This is a genomic window from Flavobacterium sp. SLB02, assembly GCF_009664855.1.
GTDB lineage: Bacteria > Bacteroidota > Bacteroidia > Flavobacteriales > Flavobacteriaceae > Flavobacterium.
Genome location: NZ_CP045928.1, coordinates 849,545 through 865,942, shown reverse-complemented (window position 1 = coordinate 865,942; position 16,398 = coordinate 849,545). Strand labels below are relative to the sequence as shown.

The following is a 16,398-nucleotide window of genomic DNA, read 5'->3' as shown; positions in this document are numbered from 1 at the left end:
AGCTTTATGGATACAAACTTTCAATTTCTAGCAGAAGAATGGACTGCATTTCACGAACGAAGTGTAAAAGCAGAACAATGGGTATTTACAGATCCACGAACTTCATTAACTTATGCACGAATGGCATTAGAGCTAGCTATAAATTGGATGTTTACAAACGATGAGGAACTAGCGCTCCCTCACGACACAACTCTAAACTCTTTAATGAAACAAAGAGAATTTCAAGAGCAATTTCCGCACAAATTATACAATGAAATTGATTTAATTCGTAAAGCAGGAAATTTAGCCATTCACAACAAACCAGTTACTAAAACAGATGCTGAAAAAGTAATTGAGCATTTGTTTTACTTTTCTAGATGGTTTGCAAAGTCTTATACAAAAAACAATTTAGGTATTATCCCAACATTTGATTGGACGCTAATTCCTATAGAAGGACAGGAAGCACTTTCAAAAAAAGACCTTAAAAAAGTACAAGATAAATATGAGGTTGATTTAAAAAAATTCAAATCTAAATTAGAAGAAGCTGCCGAAAAAAATATTGAATTAGCCAAGGAAAACGAACTATTTAAAAAACAGCTAGAAGCATTACAATCCCAAATTGAGGTTAATAAAAAAGAAGCTAATACAGCTGACACAATAAATCATCCTCGAAACGAATATGAAACTCGTAAATACTTCATCGATGTCTCCCTCCGTGAGGCTGGCTGGGATTTATCAGTCAGTAAAGACAAAGAGTTCAAAGTACATTATATGCCAGCTTCAACAAATGTTTCAGAAATAGGCTATATTGATTATGTCCTTTGGGACGATGATGGTTTGCCACTAGCTTTGGTGGAGGCAAAAAAAACCATGGAAAATGCTAGTAAAGGCGAAAATCAGGCACAACTATATGCAGAATCGCTTGAGGAAATGTATGGTCGTCGTCCGGTAATGTATTATACAAATGGTTTTGAAACCTATTTATGGGATGATCAATTTTATAAAAAATCAAGATTAGTTCATGGTTTTTATACAAAAAGAGAACTACAAACAATAATGTTCCGCAGAACAAACCGTGAAGACATTAGAACGAATCCTATTGATAAAACAATTACTGATAGGGCATATCAACTGAGAGCTATAAAATCTGCTGCAGAACATTTTGCTGGAAATAATAAAACGAACGGCCAACTCATTGGAACCCACAGAGCAGCTTTGTTAGTACTAGCAACGGGTACTGGTAAAACTAGAATTAGTATTGCTTTATCGAAATTGTTATTAGAAGCTAATTGGGCAAAAAGGATATTATTTTTAGCAGATAGAAAAAGTTTAGTAAGCCAAGCTAAGAATAACTTTGTAAAATTAATGCCAGAACACTCTTGTGTCAACTTATTGAAAGAAAAAGACAATATTGAAGCTCGTATTGCATTTTCAACCTATCCTACCATGATGGGTTTAATTGATGGCTCTAAAGAAAAAGACAAGCGGTTTTATGGTGTAGGGCATTTTGATTTGATTATAATTGATGAAGCCCACCGTTCTATTTATAAAAAATACCAAGCTATTTTCGATTATTTTGATGCACTCTTTTTAGGTCTAACTGCAACTCCTAAAAACAGCATAGACAAAAACACTTATTCCATATTCGGATTAGCGGATAAAACACCTACTGATGCTTATACGTTTGAAGAAGCTGTGGCTAATAAACATTTAGTTCCTTATCATTCAATTGATGTCCCAACTAAATTTTTAAGAGGTGGGATACATTATGACGAACTTACAGAAGAAGAAAAAGAAGAATTTGAAGATGAAATTTTAGATGGCGAAAAAGCTACAGGTCAAGAAATTATACCCTCCAGTGAACTTAATGATTGGCTATTTAATAAAGATACGGCTCTTAAAACATTACAATACCTTTTAGAGAAGGGAATTAAAAAAAGAGGAGGTGATGAAATTGGGAAGACCATAATATTTGCCAGAAATAAAAAACATGCTCAATTCTTAAAAGATATGTTTTTAGAATTGGACCCAGAGCTTTTTGGAAATGATTATGTAAAAGTAATTACGCACGGGGAACCAAAAGCAGAAGAGTTTATTCAACGTTTTTGTGACGAAGAAAAAGAAAGATTACCACAAATAGCCATTTCAGTTGACATGATGGATACTGGAATTGATGTTCCTAGTTGCGTAAACTTAATGTTCTACAAACCGGTAAAATCGTATGCCAAATTTTGGCAAATGATTGGAAGAGGTTCCCGTTTACGTCCCAACTTATTTGGTGAAGATCAAGACAAAGAAAACTTTCTTATTTTTGATTTGTATAGTAATTTTGAATTTTTCAAAGAAAACCCTAATGGGATAGAAACTGGTTCTCAAAAGAGTTTAACAGAAATAGTTTTTGGTTTAAAATTACAGCTTGCATTGTATCTTAAAGAAAATAGTTTCAAAGAAGATAAAAAATTACAAGACTACAGTGTACAATTACTTAACGAACTACACAATTCAATTATTGAATTAAATAAGGACCGTTTCGATGTAAAAATGAAAATAGAAACGGTAATAGACTTCTCAAATAGGGAAGTTTGGAATCATCTAGATAAAAGAGATTGTAAAACCATTTTAGACATACTCGCTCCTTTAGTACGACCTACAAAAGATGATTCAGATTTAGCTCGTTTTTATGATAAAATAATCTACACATTAATGCTAAAACGTATCGAAACACCAAATACACAAGAGTTTTTAGCCAAATTAAATATTCCAATTACAAAAGTAGCCATCATCTCAAAGAAGTTACTAAAAAAAACTACAATACCAGAAATAAAACATAACGAAGAACTTGTAAAGCTTCCCCTAAATGAAGATTTCTGGAAGAATAATGGCCTAAATCATTTAGAAAAAATTCGTACTGGTATCCGCGAACTGATAAAATACATTGATCCTGTTGATCAAAAATATGTTACAACAAATTTTGAGGATTCCATTCTTGAAAATGAAATTGTAATAACAGCTTTTGGCGAGGAAAATGTCGAACAATATGGCAATCCATTCCATAATAATATACACCGTTTAGAGGAAATTATTAGACAAAATAAAAACAACATTACCATAAGTAGGATACAAAATGGTGAATTAATTACTGAAGAAGAATTAAAATCATTAGAGACTCTTCTTTTTTCAAACAAAATTAAAAAAGAACAGGTTGAAAAAGAAATAGGTAACTCATTAAATTTAGTTGATTTTATTGTAAGCTTAATAGGTCTGTCTTCTGATAAAGTTGATAATGCTTTTGCCGAATTCATCAATAAATATCAATTATCCTCCGTACAAATCCAATTTTTGAATACCATTAAATTATTCCTCACAAATAACGGAAAAATTGATCTTGAAAAATTATATGACTCGCCTTTTAAAAATTACCATAGCTTAGGAATTGACGGTATTTTTAATGAGGAACAGGCTGATAATATCTTCACTATTGTAAAAGAATTCAATAATAACCTAAAAGGTAATTAACCGTTTATTTTCTTGCGATTTTAATCAAAATTGCATTTTATTTTTACTATGCACTTGTAATGCACAGTAACTCTTAATCTTTGTAGTGTTAATTATTAATACTATAAAGATGAATTTAGAAAACAATCAACTGCACTTCTTCGTTGACAAAATCAAGCTGCAAAGTGAAGACATGCAGAAGTATCGAGATCAAGTCAATAATCTCAAAGAGAAACTCGAAAACAAAATCAAAAATGACCAAAGCACAGGCCTTAAAGTAACTAAATTTCTTTTGGCAGGTTCATGGAAAAAAAGAACTATTCTAAAAGCTTCCGGTGATAACCCTATAGATATTGACCTAGTACTTTTTGTTGGCGGAGATGATAATATCCAAAACGATCTGGAAAAACTGCACGATTATATCGTGAAATATCTTAAAGAAATCTATCCTCAAAAAGATATTAATCGAGATGTTGATGCGAAAGGAAATACAAAATCCATTACCATCCGTTTTTCAGGATCAGGACTTGAAGTAGATATCGTACCTGTTGTTCCTATTGTAGCACCTCAAAGATACGTTTGGCAACCACAAAGAGGCGGTGGTGGTAAATACATTACCAGTGTAGAAAATCATTTAGATTTTTCTCTAAAAAAACGTCAAGATAATCCCAGCTATACAGCGATTGTAAGAATGCTGAAGCAGTGGAAAAATTATAAAGAATTAAAACCTACCGATTACGAAGGAGGAATTTCTTCATTTTCGATTGAATTAATTGTTGCTTACTTAGATGAGAAGCAAGGAACACAAACAAATATAGAAGAAGCTATTATACGATTTTTTCAATTTGTGAGTGCCCCTAATTTCCCAGTCATAAAATTTAACCATGCCATTAATTCAGTTCCCTCTTATTCATCTCCAATTTACATTTCTGATGATACTAATAATGAAAATAATGCGGCTAAGAAAATAGATCAGTCCAAATGGAATGAAATTATTGACGAAGCCGAAAAAGCTTTTGATGCATTGAATTATGCTCAATCTATTAAAACTGAAGGAAGCACAATTGAAGAATGGAAAACAGTTTTTGGTCCAACTTTTAATATCAAATAATCATGTATAATACTAGAACAAACACAAATACCTATACAGTAGTAGATATTCGCAAAACATTTGAAAATTGCGAAGCTGACATCAGAACAATTGCACGAAGAACAGGTAAATGGTCTATGGAATATGTTGATAAAATAATGCATGATATCTTAAAATTAGCAGAAAATGGATATTTAAATGAAGTTTCTATCGCCTTAAAAGATGCAAATAACCATGTAAAAAGAGCAACCAAGTTTGCAATAAGTGAAAATGGAACCGCCAATGATAGTGCTCGACCTGGTCAAAATAATGATTGGGAAAATATTGTAAATACACATTTAAGTGTATACCTCTCCTATTCATCCAAATGGCACTCTTTGACTGACCAACAAAAAAAAGGATTTCAGACAAATAATTATTTTCAAATCGGCTGGACTACAACTTCTGATGATACATCATTTTCGCACCTAAACTCAGGTGCTGCGCAATTATATGCAAATAAAGGATACGAACTTCAAAAAACAAATTTTAAATAATGGCTACTATATTTGACAACATAATGGAACTTCCTAGTAAAGAAGTTCAAACCCAGACTGATTCCTTAATTGGTTTTGAAAACAAATTCGAAAGGATTTATAATAACCTGAAATTACTTTTAGATCAAGGAAGCCTCACGAATTGGAGTAAACAGCATCATAAGGTGGAACTACCAATAATTCAACAGTTAAAAGATAAATACCCCCTCATCATTCTCGCAGGTGATGCTGGTACTGGTAAAACTATATCTGCTATTTCAATTGCAGACAGAATGACTCGTGAATTAGGCAAAGAAGGTTTTTTTCTAAAGTTAAGCACTCGTGTTCGTGGTGAAGGCTTACATGGAGAAATGGGTAAATTGGTTAATGATGCATTTTCACAGCTTAAAGAACAAGCTGGCAAAAAAAGAATTGCTTTTTTACTAATAGATGAAGCAGATGCAATTGCAACCACAAGATCGACAAGTCAAATGCACCAAGAAGAAAAAGCCGCAGTCAATACATTAATTCAAAAAATTGATGAAATTAGAGAATTAAACGGTCGTGCCATTATTTTTATGTCCACCAATCGACTTCATTTTATAGATGAAGCAATTTTACGACGTGCAGCTGTTGTGCTTGAATTTAATAGACCAACAAAAGAGGAGTGCATTGAACTTTATCAAAAGAGTTTAAAAGGAATTACTTTTACTGTAGAGCAATTAAATGAGTTAGCAGAATTGTCTTTAAAAAAAGGTATCGATAAGATAGGCTATTCATTTTCTGACATAAGGTTAAAAGTCTTACCAGAAGCTATTGCTAAGGCATACCCAAACAAACCATTAACTTTTGAAATCATCAAAGAAGTAATTTTATCAATAACTCCTAGCCCAGAAATAATATGATAAGAAGAATAATTCAAGCATTAATAGCTATAGGTTTTATAATTTATGGCTATTTTAAAATGGCTGGTTCAGAATACCAAAAAGATGTGGTTGTTTTTGGTATTATTGGTTTAGCTACTTTATTAGAACTTTTAATTGAACATTTAATAATTAATCGAAAAAGATTGATTTTACTTTTACAGATATATTATTTGGCTTTAAAAAGAGAAAACATAAGATTTTCAATGTCTTACTTGTACGTTATTAAGGTAGATGATGAATATTTATTAGTGAAAAATTCTAATTATGGTCACTACCAATTAGTAGGCGGGAAATACAAACGGCTAAAAGGAACTCAGAGCCTACTCAAAGAAAAATTTGAAGCAATTGATGATCTCAAACTTCCAAATAAAAATCTAATGAAAGATGATTTTGCTATTTTTATTCCAGCTCAAAATGCTATAAAATTTTTAGACTGGTTTAATGAAGGTAAAAATCGTGAAATAAATCATTGGAGAGAATTCTATGAAGAATTAATTGAAGGTAAAGGAAAATTATTATCAAAAGAAAAATTTCCTTATGTTAATTATAATCTGTTGGGCAGAGTAACTACTCCTGTAAAAAAAACACCAGGCTGGGATTGTTATGAAATATTGCAGTATGATATTCTAGAACTTTTGCCAAATCAAGAGCAATACACAGAACTTTTAAATTTGAAAAATCAAGGTGATAGCGAGTATATCAAATGGGCTGATATCGAACTCATTAATTGTTTAGGGCACGACAAAAGAACAAAGACTAAACTTTATGATATTGGTCAGCATACTAAATGGGCCTTAAATATGAAGTGGAGCAAAGATTAAGGCTTTATTAAAAAAATTGTCTGAAGGTACAAATCTCCTAATATGTAATGATCTCCAATAAAATGGAATTACAACTAAAAAGTGGAGGCTTTTTTACGTTATGAACTTTTCATTGAGTGAGACATGTAAGTACAAACAAATAATATAACTAAAAAAGAAATTATCTAAATGAAGTCATAGAAATACAATAAAATCTACCAAATCATATAGCGAATTTTTTATCTTTGCAATTGACTTACGAGAGTTAAATTTGTACTGTACCTATAGGTGTACCAATTTAAAAAAAATGCTGAAAACACCAGCAATTGCTGGGATCTAAATATGGTTAGCGGTACCTCTTTCTCCGCGGAAAGCACCTCAATGAGGTGCTTTTTACATTTCAATACTTTCCCAACTTTACAAAATCCTATATTTTACAGCACTTAAGAGTCGTTTTGTTTTAAATTCTTAAATGAGCCTATTTTCATTTTTAAACTTTAAATCTTATCCGACAAGGATTGCAGTTAGTCTACGTAGGCTACTTAAAAGTATTGGCGAAGATCCGGTAACTCAAAGCTATAATAAGATAGCCTTGACTGCATATATTAGAAAAGCTACAGTTTCAGACACATTTAATGCGAGATCAATTCCAAATTCATTGACTCTGTTTTTAATAGTTGAGACAATGGGTTTTTCCTTTACAGATTTTGCAAAAATTTATGATTCAATTGAAAATTCAGATTTAGTAATATTTAAAAATACTTTGCTTAGGTAATTTGTTTATAATTTTGATCCATTAGCTTTTATTAATGGAGGTAAAAGTAAGATGCGTATGCATCTTACTTTTATGCCCAATAAAAATAAAACAGGTATTTATACGGTATGGTTTGCATCATTAAAAGAATTATTTTGCAATTCATTTTATGATACTGATTATGGAAAACCGTAAAATAAAAATAAAATGGTTTTGTAGGTTTGGCAAAGTAAAAATATGATTTTATGGGACAAAGCCAAGCAAAATAAGACATGTAAAAGCCATTTTATACATAAAATAAGTTGTAGGCTAGTTTAACTCAAAATTGCGCCTACAAAAATCGAAAAATAAACCAAAAAATTAAAAGATGAATAAACCCGAAAGTGTTAGATTAGAAGTTTTTAAATTCAATTTAAGTCCAAGAAAGTCATATAAAGGAACGAATTCTTTTAGAGATTTATTTATAAAAAGAACAGAAGAACCTGCAAATATAGAAAACACAAAATTATATTCAAGTTTCTTCAAGCATATGATTTCAATTTTAGATAGTGAATATAAGGTTGTAAGAAACAAAGCTTTTACACTAATTAATGAAAATAATCAAACTAGTTTTAGCGCACCAAAAAATATAATATATGGAGTTTTGGAAGGCGGACAAATGGGCGAAGGAAAAACTAGACGTAAATTAAAAAACAAAACCAATTCAAATTCGTTGGACGGTGACGTAATTAATGACAAATATTTCTTTTACATTTATGCACCATTGAATGACAGTAATGGATATATTATGTTTCAAATTTATCAACAAGATAATATTAGAGAAGAATTTATGAGCTTCATTTTTAAAGAAATATACAAAAATGAAACAGATTATAATATGCCCAATTATGATGTTTTCATTCCACAATCAATAAAAGATGAATTCAAAAGCTCCGCTAAAGTTAAAGAATTGAAATTTACAGAAACTGTTTTATCTACGGAAATTGAAAAATCTGCGAGTTTTATGTCTATAAACGAAAGTTACAAAATTGAAATAAAAATTACTCCAGTTAAAAGCAAAATACAAATGTCTTTACTAGATACATTAGTTCAACCATTTTTGAAAAAAAGCTTTAATGGTATTGGGTTAGAGAATTTTGATAAAAAAAATGTAGTTCTAAAAAACAATAAAAAAACAGCAACATTTGAAATGGATGGTGCAGGTGATATAATGCCTCGAATATATTTAAAAGGAAAAATTCCTATAAGTCAATTTGGTGTTCCTGATTTTGAAGCGTTAAAAAAATATTGTGATGGAATATTAGAGGGAATATTATCCGAACAACCTAAAGTAAAAGAAATATAATTATGTTTTTAAACATAAAAAATATAAAAATTAATGCCAAAAAATCATTATACACAAATATTAATGGTGAGGAAGAAAAATGGAATTATGCTTACATTTTTGTCAAAATAATTATTCCAATTATTAGTTGTTTAATTGTATATATCAATCAAGATAAATTAATGGAAGACCCCAAAGTGATAGTAATGTTATTATCACTTTTTTCAGGATTAATGTTTGGAGTTTTAATTAAAATTCCAGACAAATTTAAAGATTTAGAAACAAAAGAAAATGAAACAAAACTTGATGAAACTAAAAGAAAACAGATAAAAAATTATCTAAAACTTTTTATGTATTCTCTCTCATATTCAATTTTAGTTGCACTTTTTTCAATATTTTTTGTTATTCTAAACTCATTTTTTCCAAGTTTAATAGAATTAGACTTAACCAAATATGAAATAATACAAAATATTAAACAATTTGATTTCTTAACAACATTCCTACTAATTACTATAATTTCTTACCGTATATTATTAGTAAATTATCTTTTAAATTTTCTATTTTTTATATTTCGAGCTGTAACAAATTTATATGAATTTATGTTATATGAGTTCAGTAAAATTAAATAAAAAACCAGCCTACAATGCAAGCTACAAGCAATTCGGGTTTTAGGCTTAATTTGAAGTTGGTTTTGTATATGGGATGATTTGCTTCGCCTGTTCGCTATAGGCTCGGGTGGCAAATCCGGTTTAGTACAAGACCGTTACCTATAACTTTACAGACGACTCAAGATAGATCAGAAACTCGATAAAAAATTTGGGGAGCCAATTGAAAAATTAAACAAGTAAACACAATTAAAAATAAATAATTTAAAATGGAAAATCTGCCATTTTTTAATGTTTGACTAAAACTAAATAGTTATGAACCAAAAAAAGAGAAAAGCAGCAATTCTAATTTCAATTTCATTTGTTTTTTTAACATCACTTGGTTTCAATATGTACCAACAAAAACAGATAAAAGAAATTCGTTCAGAACTTGACTATTGCGAAAGTAAAAGAAACGATTTAGAAAATACCGTAACAGATTTAGAAAACGAACTTGAAGAATGTAAATCTCAAAACGACGACTATGAAAGTCAGAGCAGTCATCAATCTTCCGACAATTCATATTTAGAAAGTGACAATAACAACTTAGAAACCGACAATGCAGATTTAAACAGTGAAAAAGAGTATTTGGAAAGAAAAGTTAGAAGTTTGGAAAGTGAACTTGACGACTGCCAAAGGAAATTAAGAGACAGCAATTAAACCAAATCCCATAATGAAACAAATAATTTTACTCTCAACATTGTTTTTACTTTTGACAACAAGTACACAAGCTAAATATGTTCAAACTTGTGACGTAAAATATATGACGCAGGACGGTTGGTCAAAAAAATATACTGTTGATGTTACATTTCTATCTGGATCGGAATTAAATACAGCGACAAATTCTTATAAATATTCTTCTTATTCTGTTTATGCAATAATATTTTGGGGCGAAGGAAAAGCTACTATAATTAAAGTTTCAAACTATCTTTCCTGTGCGACAGAAGTTGACAAAAGTTGTATAGCCAACACCTATGGCGACATAAAAGGTAAAGACCAAGATGAAGATGAATGGAAAATTTGTGTAAGTAATTATTGCTACTAAACGAATAAAAAACTACAGGTAATAGCTAGAATAACGGATTTCGGCAATTGGCTCAATGGAAAACTGGTTTTGTATTTGGGATGATTTGGCAAATCTGAAGAGTGGAATTAATTTAGTCACAAATCCTCTGCATTACCAGAACGTTGTGTACAATTTTCAAGGGCGTCTTCTTTAAATTAGAAAATATGAAAAAATTAGAAATTCTAAGTCCAATTATACTGGATTTTGATTTAGAAAATGGAATGGCTTGCAAAATTTCTCATCAAATGTATTCTGAATCTAAATCAGGATTTAAAATTCCCGTTCCCTTTAGTTTTTTTATGCATTTAACTGAAAAAAATGCCGAAGGAAAATTTATTATGCCATTAGATGGTGATAAAATTTTCGGAAAAGAAGTTATTGCTCAACTTGACTCTATAAAAACAATTATGTCAAAATGTGCCCAATTAGGTGAAATTTTAAATGGAAAATTAAGAGCATTTAATAATAAACACAAAATTAATCCCGAATTGAAAAACATATATTCAAAATATGATGAGCGTTATGATAAGATGGATTTTATGGGACATAGAAATTTATTTAGTGACATACTAAAGTCGAAGAAACTACAAAGGTTGAATACAGTAATTTCAGAATATAATGCAAAATCTGTTACTAAAACTTTCAACGATTTTATATTTGACAGGAATAAATATACACATGGCGATTTAATGTATTGGTATCCAAATGGAAAAACTCTTTTAGAGTATCGAGACGAAAAAGGAAAAATTGCTTACGGAGAATTGAATCAAGATATTTTTAGTTCATATTTGCTAGCATACGAAGAGTTAAATAAATTTCTTGATAAACTGGACAAGTAAAAAGTTGCACACAACAGCGGTTTTTGTGCAATCCCTGGTTTTATTTTCCTTAGCCGGAAAATACTCAGCTGGAAATTTACATATCTTTATTATAAACCGATAAGTTCTGCCATGCGCTAATATGTGGAACATTCGCAGTAAAGATAATTGACAATATTCTAAATAAAAAACCTATGGAATTTAACAGCGATATTTGGAAAGTCCTAATTACTGCATTTTTTACACTATTGGGAGTTATTATTGGAAGTATACTCGCATACCGAAATTCCTTTAAGCTTTTTAAAAATCAAAAGAAATATGATAATAGGCGAATTGCCTATTCACGTTTGCTCGCTTACAAGTTTATTTGGGCCCAATCAATAATATTTCATCTCGGAACACGATTCTCAGCAGAATATTTCTATGCAAAGTTTAATTTACTTTCCGACGAAAAAGATTTGGAGCAATCTAATAAAGAATTTGATAGAGCAGCTAACTTGATGAGAGATACATCTATTTATCAAAAAGATATATTTGAAACAATTGGTTTAATTCAAACTTGCTACACAATAGATTCTGAACTTGAGCTAGCTATTAATGAGTTATTTGGATCAGGAACAATTCAAATTCAGCCATTTCCTAAAACGCTTAAAAATCTTAATGAATTAAATCAATATCATGATGAAAATAGTACGAAAATTCCAATGATGGCAGAAGCCAAATATGTGACTAGAGTGGATAAGTTATTGAAACTTCTAAAAGCGCAATTGGATTCTGAAAAGTAGACTACCGCTAACCGCCGTTTCAACATTACATTTTCTGTAAAGCCTAAATTGAAAGGTTACTAACCATACATCTTCTCAAAGTGGCAGACCGTCACTAAATCCTAAAAAAAATAAGTTTTTAAGATTTCAATTTAGAAAAAAAACTAATATTTTTTTTCTAATAAAGTATAAAGTGTTTGTTTATAGTATTTAATCTATTCACCTTTTGAATAGGTTATTTTGGTTAAAACATTTAGATTTACATTTAAAATCAGAAGCGCGAAAGCTTCTAAAACAATTGAATTTAAACACCAATCACATAGGATTAATTCTTATCCTCACCATCGCAATAATTGCACTAAAAAAATAATGAAAAAAAAATTGACCCTTTCCTGGCTTGAAGGTTTCCTTATGGATGCCTGTGATATTTTAAGAGGAAATATGGATGCTTCAGAATTCAAAGAATATATCTTTGGTATGTTGTTCCTCAAGCGTTTGAGTGACAAATTTGAAATTGACAAAGCTAATCGTGAAAAGGAATTAAAACAAAAAGGAATATCCGCTGACAAAATTAAATCAGCCCTTGAAAAACAGAATGCTTATGAATACTTCGTCCCACCTATTGCAAGATGGAGTCACGTAGTAAAATTTGATACTGATGTTTATATTGACGAAGGGATACAGCACCTCAAAAAAGATGTTGGTAACCATCTCAATAAGGCCCTAGCGGCTCTAGAAGAATGCAATCCTGATAAATTGACCGGAGTTTTAACGAATGTCAACTTCTTAAAAACGATTGGTAAAAGTAAAAATGCACTTACTGATGAAACCCTGGTGGAGTTTATAATGCATTTCAATAAAGTTAAATTAACGGATGACAACTTTGAATTCCCTGATTTGTTGGGTGCAGCTTATGAGTACCTGATAAAATACTTTGCCGACAGTGCTGGGAAAAAAGGAGGAGAATTCTATACGCCAAACGAAGTGGTAAAACTATTGGTAACTTTGTTAGAACCGGATAAAGAAGCTGCCATTTATGATCCAACTTGTGGTTCGGGTGGTATGTTAATTGAAGCCAAAAATTACGTACAGGCACGTTATGGTGATGCATCCCGACTTAATTTTTATGGTCAGGAATTGAATGGAGGAACTTGGTCATTATGCAAAATGAATATGCTCTTTCATGACATCTTTAATGCTGAAATTTTACAGGGCGATACCATTGCAGAACCCCAACATATTGATAATGGTGAATTAAAACGTTTTGATATTGTCATAGCTAATCCTCCGTTTTCTGCTAATTATTCGGATATTAAAAACTTCCGTGACCGTTTTCATTATTGGATGCCAAAAAAGAAAAAAGCCGACTTTATGTTTGTACAGCACATGATTAGTGTGCTGAAAGACAACGGAAGAATGGCGGTTGTTATGCCTCATGGTGTTTTATTTCGTGCTTCTGAAGAGCGCAGTATGCGTAAATGGTTATTGGATAAAGGTTATCTGGAGTCTGTTATTGGTTTGCCTCAAGGATTATTTTATGGTACCGGAATTCCTGCATCGGTTTTAATCATCAATAAAAAGGATGCTTCAACAAGAAAAGAAGTATTATTTATTAATGCTGATCGTGAATACAAAGAAGGCAAAAATCAAAACAAACTTCGTCCGGAAGATATTGCTAAAATTAGCTATGTCTTCCGTAAAAAAGAAAATGCGCCTGGCTATTCGCAGTTAATTACTAAAGATGCAATTGCAAAAGAAGATTTTAATTTCAATATTCGACGTTATGTAGATAACAGCCCACCTGCTGAACCGCAAGATATTGTGGCGCATCTGTATGGTGACATCCCCCTTAGTGAAATTGCTGCCCTTATTCCCTTTTGGAAAAACTATAGGAATGTACGTTTAGAATTATTTGATGAGGCAAAAAAAGGCTATTTATCTTTTACTAAAACCATTACCAAAAAAGAAGATATCAAAAACTTTATAATATCTCATTACGATAGCAAGGCCAATCTGAAAAAATATGAAAATGCTGTGACGAATTGGTGGCAAGAAAACCTTAACAAGTTTGAAGCTTTGCCTATAAAACAAAATGTTTTTGAATTGTATCGTGACTTTTCTAAATCAATTTCTACTGATTTTAGTGCATTGGGAATTTTAGATATGCACAAAAGCCGTGGCGCGTTCGCTTCGTATTGGGACAGTTTAGAAAGCGATTTAAAATCAGTGGCAGCTAGTGGCTGGAATGCCGAATTGATTCCTGCTGATGAAATCCTACAATCTCAGTTCCCGGAAATTTTAGAAGAATTGAATGCCAATGAAGCCCGACGTGACGAACTCGAAACCCAATTCAAGGAAGTAAACGAACTAGAAGAGGAAGAATACAACGAGGAAGACTTTGAAGTGTTCCCAAAGAAAGCCTTGCAGGAATACAAAGGTGCGATCAAAAGTTACAATGGCGAAATAAAAGGCATCGACAAAGAAATTAAAGCCCTAAATATTCGTATCAAAGCCAATACGGAAACTGCAGAATTGAAAGATCAATTGCAGGAACAGCAAATCAAAAAGAAAGAACTGACAGAACAAGTCGCAACCATCGAAACCAAACTAGCACAACATACCGCCTTGGAAATAGAATTGGTTGCTTGCAAAAAAATCGTAAAAGAAATCAAAGACAAAAAAGAGGAGTTGGTAGAAAAAGCTCGCGAGAAAATCACACCTTCTGAAGCCAAAACCTTAATTATGGCGCGATGGAAAACTATTTTATTCACTACTGTAATGGAATATGTAAACCGATACGAACGTGCTTTAATTCAAGAATTAGAAAACCGCTATACCAAATACTGCGAAACCTTAACTGCTATTTTAGACGAGCGTGACCAAGCCGCAAGCCAATTGGATAACTTTTTAATGGAATTGGGATATGAAGGATAATTGGATACAATCACCTATTAATGAAGTTACTTCTTTAATAAAGGACGGCACACACGGCACGCATAAAGATTTTTCCAATGGTATTCCAATGCTAAGTGCAAAAGATATAGTTGGTGGAAAAATTCTAATTCCTGATGATGCAAGGTTAATTTCTGAAGCTGATTTTTTACAAATTCATAAGTCTTACAAACTTCAAGAAAATGATGTTCTATTAACTTTAGTTGGAACTATAGGTCGCGTTGCCATACTTAGAGATTATTCTACAAAATTCACTTTTCAACGTAGTGTAGGCATATTGAGGTTTAATGAAAGAGTAAATTCTCAATATGCTTATTATTATATTTCTTCAGAAAGGTTTTTAAAAGATTTAATCCGTTCAATGAATGCTTCTGCTCAGGGAGGTGTTTATTTGGGCGAACTAGGGAAAATTAATATTAGTTTACCAAAAAACCTCGCCCAACAAAGTAAAATAGCTCAGATACTATCTGCCTGCGATGCCGTAATCGAAAAAACAGAATCTGCTATTGCTAAATACCAAGCCATAAAACAAGGCTTGATGCACGACCTTTTTACTCGTGGTATTGATATTGCAACAGGTAAACTCCGCCCTAAATATGAAGACGCAAAACACTTGTATAAAGAAAGTGAGTTGGGATGGATTCCGAAGGAATGGGAAGTGAGTGAAATTGGCAACATTCTTCACATTAAACATGGATATTCGTTTGAGGGAAGATATTTTTCAAATGAAAAATCCAAATATATTCTTTTAACTCCGGGTAATTTTAATGTAGATGGAAGTTTATATTTTCAAGAAAGAAACACAAAATATTACATTGGAAAAATACCCGAAGAATTTATTTTTAAAAATGACGATTTATTAATTGTTATGACTGATTTAACACAAGATATGAACATATTAGGAAATGTCGTAAAATTAAAATCAAAAGAACAAGTATTACATAATCAGCGAATTGGAAAAATAGAAACTAAAAATGATGAGATAAATAGGGATTATTTATTATTTATTTTAAATTCCCCTTTTTCAAAAAACAATATAAAAAAAACAGCTACCGGAACAACTGTTAGACATACTTCGCCAAATCACATTTATAAAGGAATTATCCCAATTCCTAATGTTGAAGAGCAAAATAAATTTGTAGAACAAATAAACGCTATTGGTAAGAAAATCCAAATCGAAAAATCCGCCTTATTAAAATACCAACAAATCAAGACAGGTTTGATGCAGGATTTATTGAGTGGTAATGTGGAGGCTAAGATATAAAGGAACA

The 16,398-nt window shown here is 31.3% G+C and carries 14 protein-coding genes; all 14 read left to right on the top strand.

The genetic code is table 11. From position 1 onward, the window contains the following. Positions 1 to 6: 6 nt before the first annotated feature. The 14 genes from GIY83_RS03725 to GIY83_RS03660 all read left to right on the top strand — a co-directional run bounded on the left by GIY83_RS03725 (position 7) and on the right by GIY83_RS03660 (position 16,391). Entirely contained in the window at positions 7 to 3,495 is a 3,489-nt protein-coding gene (locus GIY83_RS03725) for a DEAD/DEAH box helicase family protein (protein WP_208684816.1), read from the top strand. Between the two features lie 109 nt (positions 3,496 to 3,604). After that, positions 3,605 to 4,585 carry a CBASS oligonucleotide cyclase gene (locus tag GIY83_RS03720; RefSeq protein ID WP_208684814.1) on the top strand — a complete coding sequence of 327 codons (981 nt, stop codon included), beginning with the start codon at positions 3,605 to 3,607 and terminating at the stop codon, positions 4,583 to 4,585. Positions 4,586 to 4,587: 2 nt separating this feature from the next. Then, positions 4,588 to 5,100, top strand: a complete 513-nt coding sequence (locus GIY83_RS03715; RefSeq protein ID WP_208684812.1) for a hypothetical protein — start codon at positions 4,588 to 4,590, stop codon at positions 5,098 to 5,100. Further along, positions 5,100 to 5,984, top strand: a complete 885-nt coding sequence (locus GIY83_RS03710; RefSeq protein WP_208684810.1) for an ATP-binding protein — start codon at positions 5,100 to 5,102, stop codon at positions 5,982 to 5,984. Before GIY83_RS03715 ends, GIY83_RS03710 begins: the two co-directional genes overlap by 1 nt. Further along, positions 5,981 to 6,826 (top strand): hypothetical protein, encoded by an 846-nt coding sequence (locus tag GIY83_RS03705; protein ID WP_208684808.1) that lies wholly within the window; start codon positions 5,981 to 5,983, stop codon positions 6,824 to 6,826. Before GIY83_RS03710 ends, GIY83_RS03705 begins: the two co-directional genes overlap by 4 nt. 451 nt (positions 6,827 to 7,277) lie before the next feature. Next, on the top strand, positions 7,278 to 7,580 hold the full coding sequence (locus GIY83_RS03700; protein ID WP_208684806.1) for a hypothetical protein: 303 nt from the start codon (positions 7,278 to 7,280) through the stop codon (positions 7,578 to 7,580). A gap of 346 nt (positions 7,581 to 7,926) precedes the next feature. Continuing rightward, positions 7,927 to 8,904, top strand: coding sequence for a hypothetical protein (locus GIY83_RS03695; protein WP_208684804.1), 978 nt, complete (start codon positions 7,927 to 7,929; stop codon positions 8,902 to 8,904). Between the two features lie 2 nt (positions 8,905 to 8,906). Further along, positions 8,907 to 9,512, top strand: a complete 606-nt coding sequence (locus GIY83_RS03690) for a hypothetical protein (RefSeq protein WP_208684802.1) — start codon at positions 8,907 to 8,909, stop codon at positions 9,510 to 9,512. 291 nt (positions 9,513 to 9,803) lie between these two features. After that, positions 9,804 to 10,187, top strand: coding sequence for a hypothetical protein (locus GIY83_RS03685; RefSeq protein WP_208684800.1), 384 nt, complete (start codon positions 9,804 to 9,806; stop codon positions 10,185 to 10,187). Positions 10,188 to 10,200: 13 nt separating this feature from the next. After that, entirely contained in the window at positions 10,201 to 10,572 is a 372-nt protein-coding gene (locus GIY83_RS03680) for a hypothetical protein (RefSeq protein WP_208684798.1), read from the top strand. Positions 10,573 to 10,757: 185 nt separating this feature from the next. Then, positions 10,758 to 11,432 (top strand): hypothetical protein, encoded by a 675-nt coding sequence (locus GIY83_RS03675; protein ID WP_208684796.1) that lies wholly within the window; start codon positions 10,758 to 10,760, stop codon positions 11,430 to 11,432. A 173-nt stretch (positions 11,433 to 11,605) separates the two neighbouring features. Next, on the top strand, positions 11,606 to 12,196 hold the full coding sequence (locus GIY83_RS03670; protein WP_208684794.1) for a hypothetical protein: 591 nt from the start codon (positions 11,606 to 11,608) through the stop codon (positions 12,194 to 12,196). 348 nt (positions 12,197 to 12,544) lie between these two features. Next, positions 12,545 to 15,109: a type I restriction-modification system subunit M gene (locus GIY83_RS03665; protein ID WP_208684792.1), complete on the top strand. Its 2,565-nt coding sequence runs from the start codon at positions 12,545 to 12,547 to the stop codon at positions 15,107 to 15,109. Then, the gene (locus GIY83_RS03660; protein WP_208684790.1) at positions 15,099 to 16,391 is read left to right on the top strand and encodes a restriction endonuclease subunit S; all 1,293 of its coding nucleotides are present in this window, start codon (positions 15,099 to 15,101) and stop codon (positions 16,389 to 16,391) included. The genes GIY83_RS03665 and GIY83_RS03660 overlap by 11 nt, the downstream gene beginning before the upstream one ends. The last annotated feature ends 7 nt before the right edge of the window (positions 16,392 to 16,398 follow it).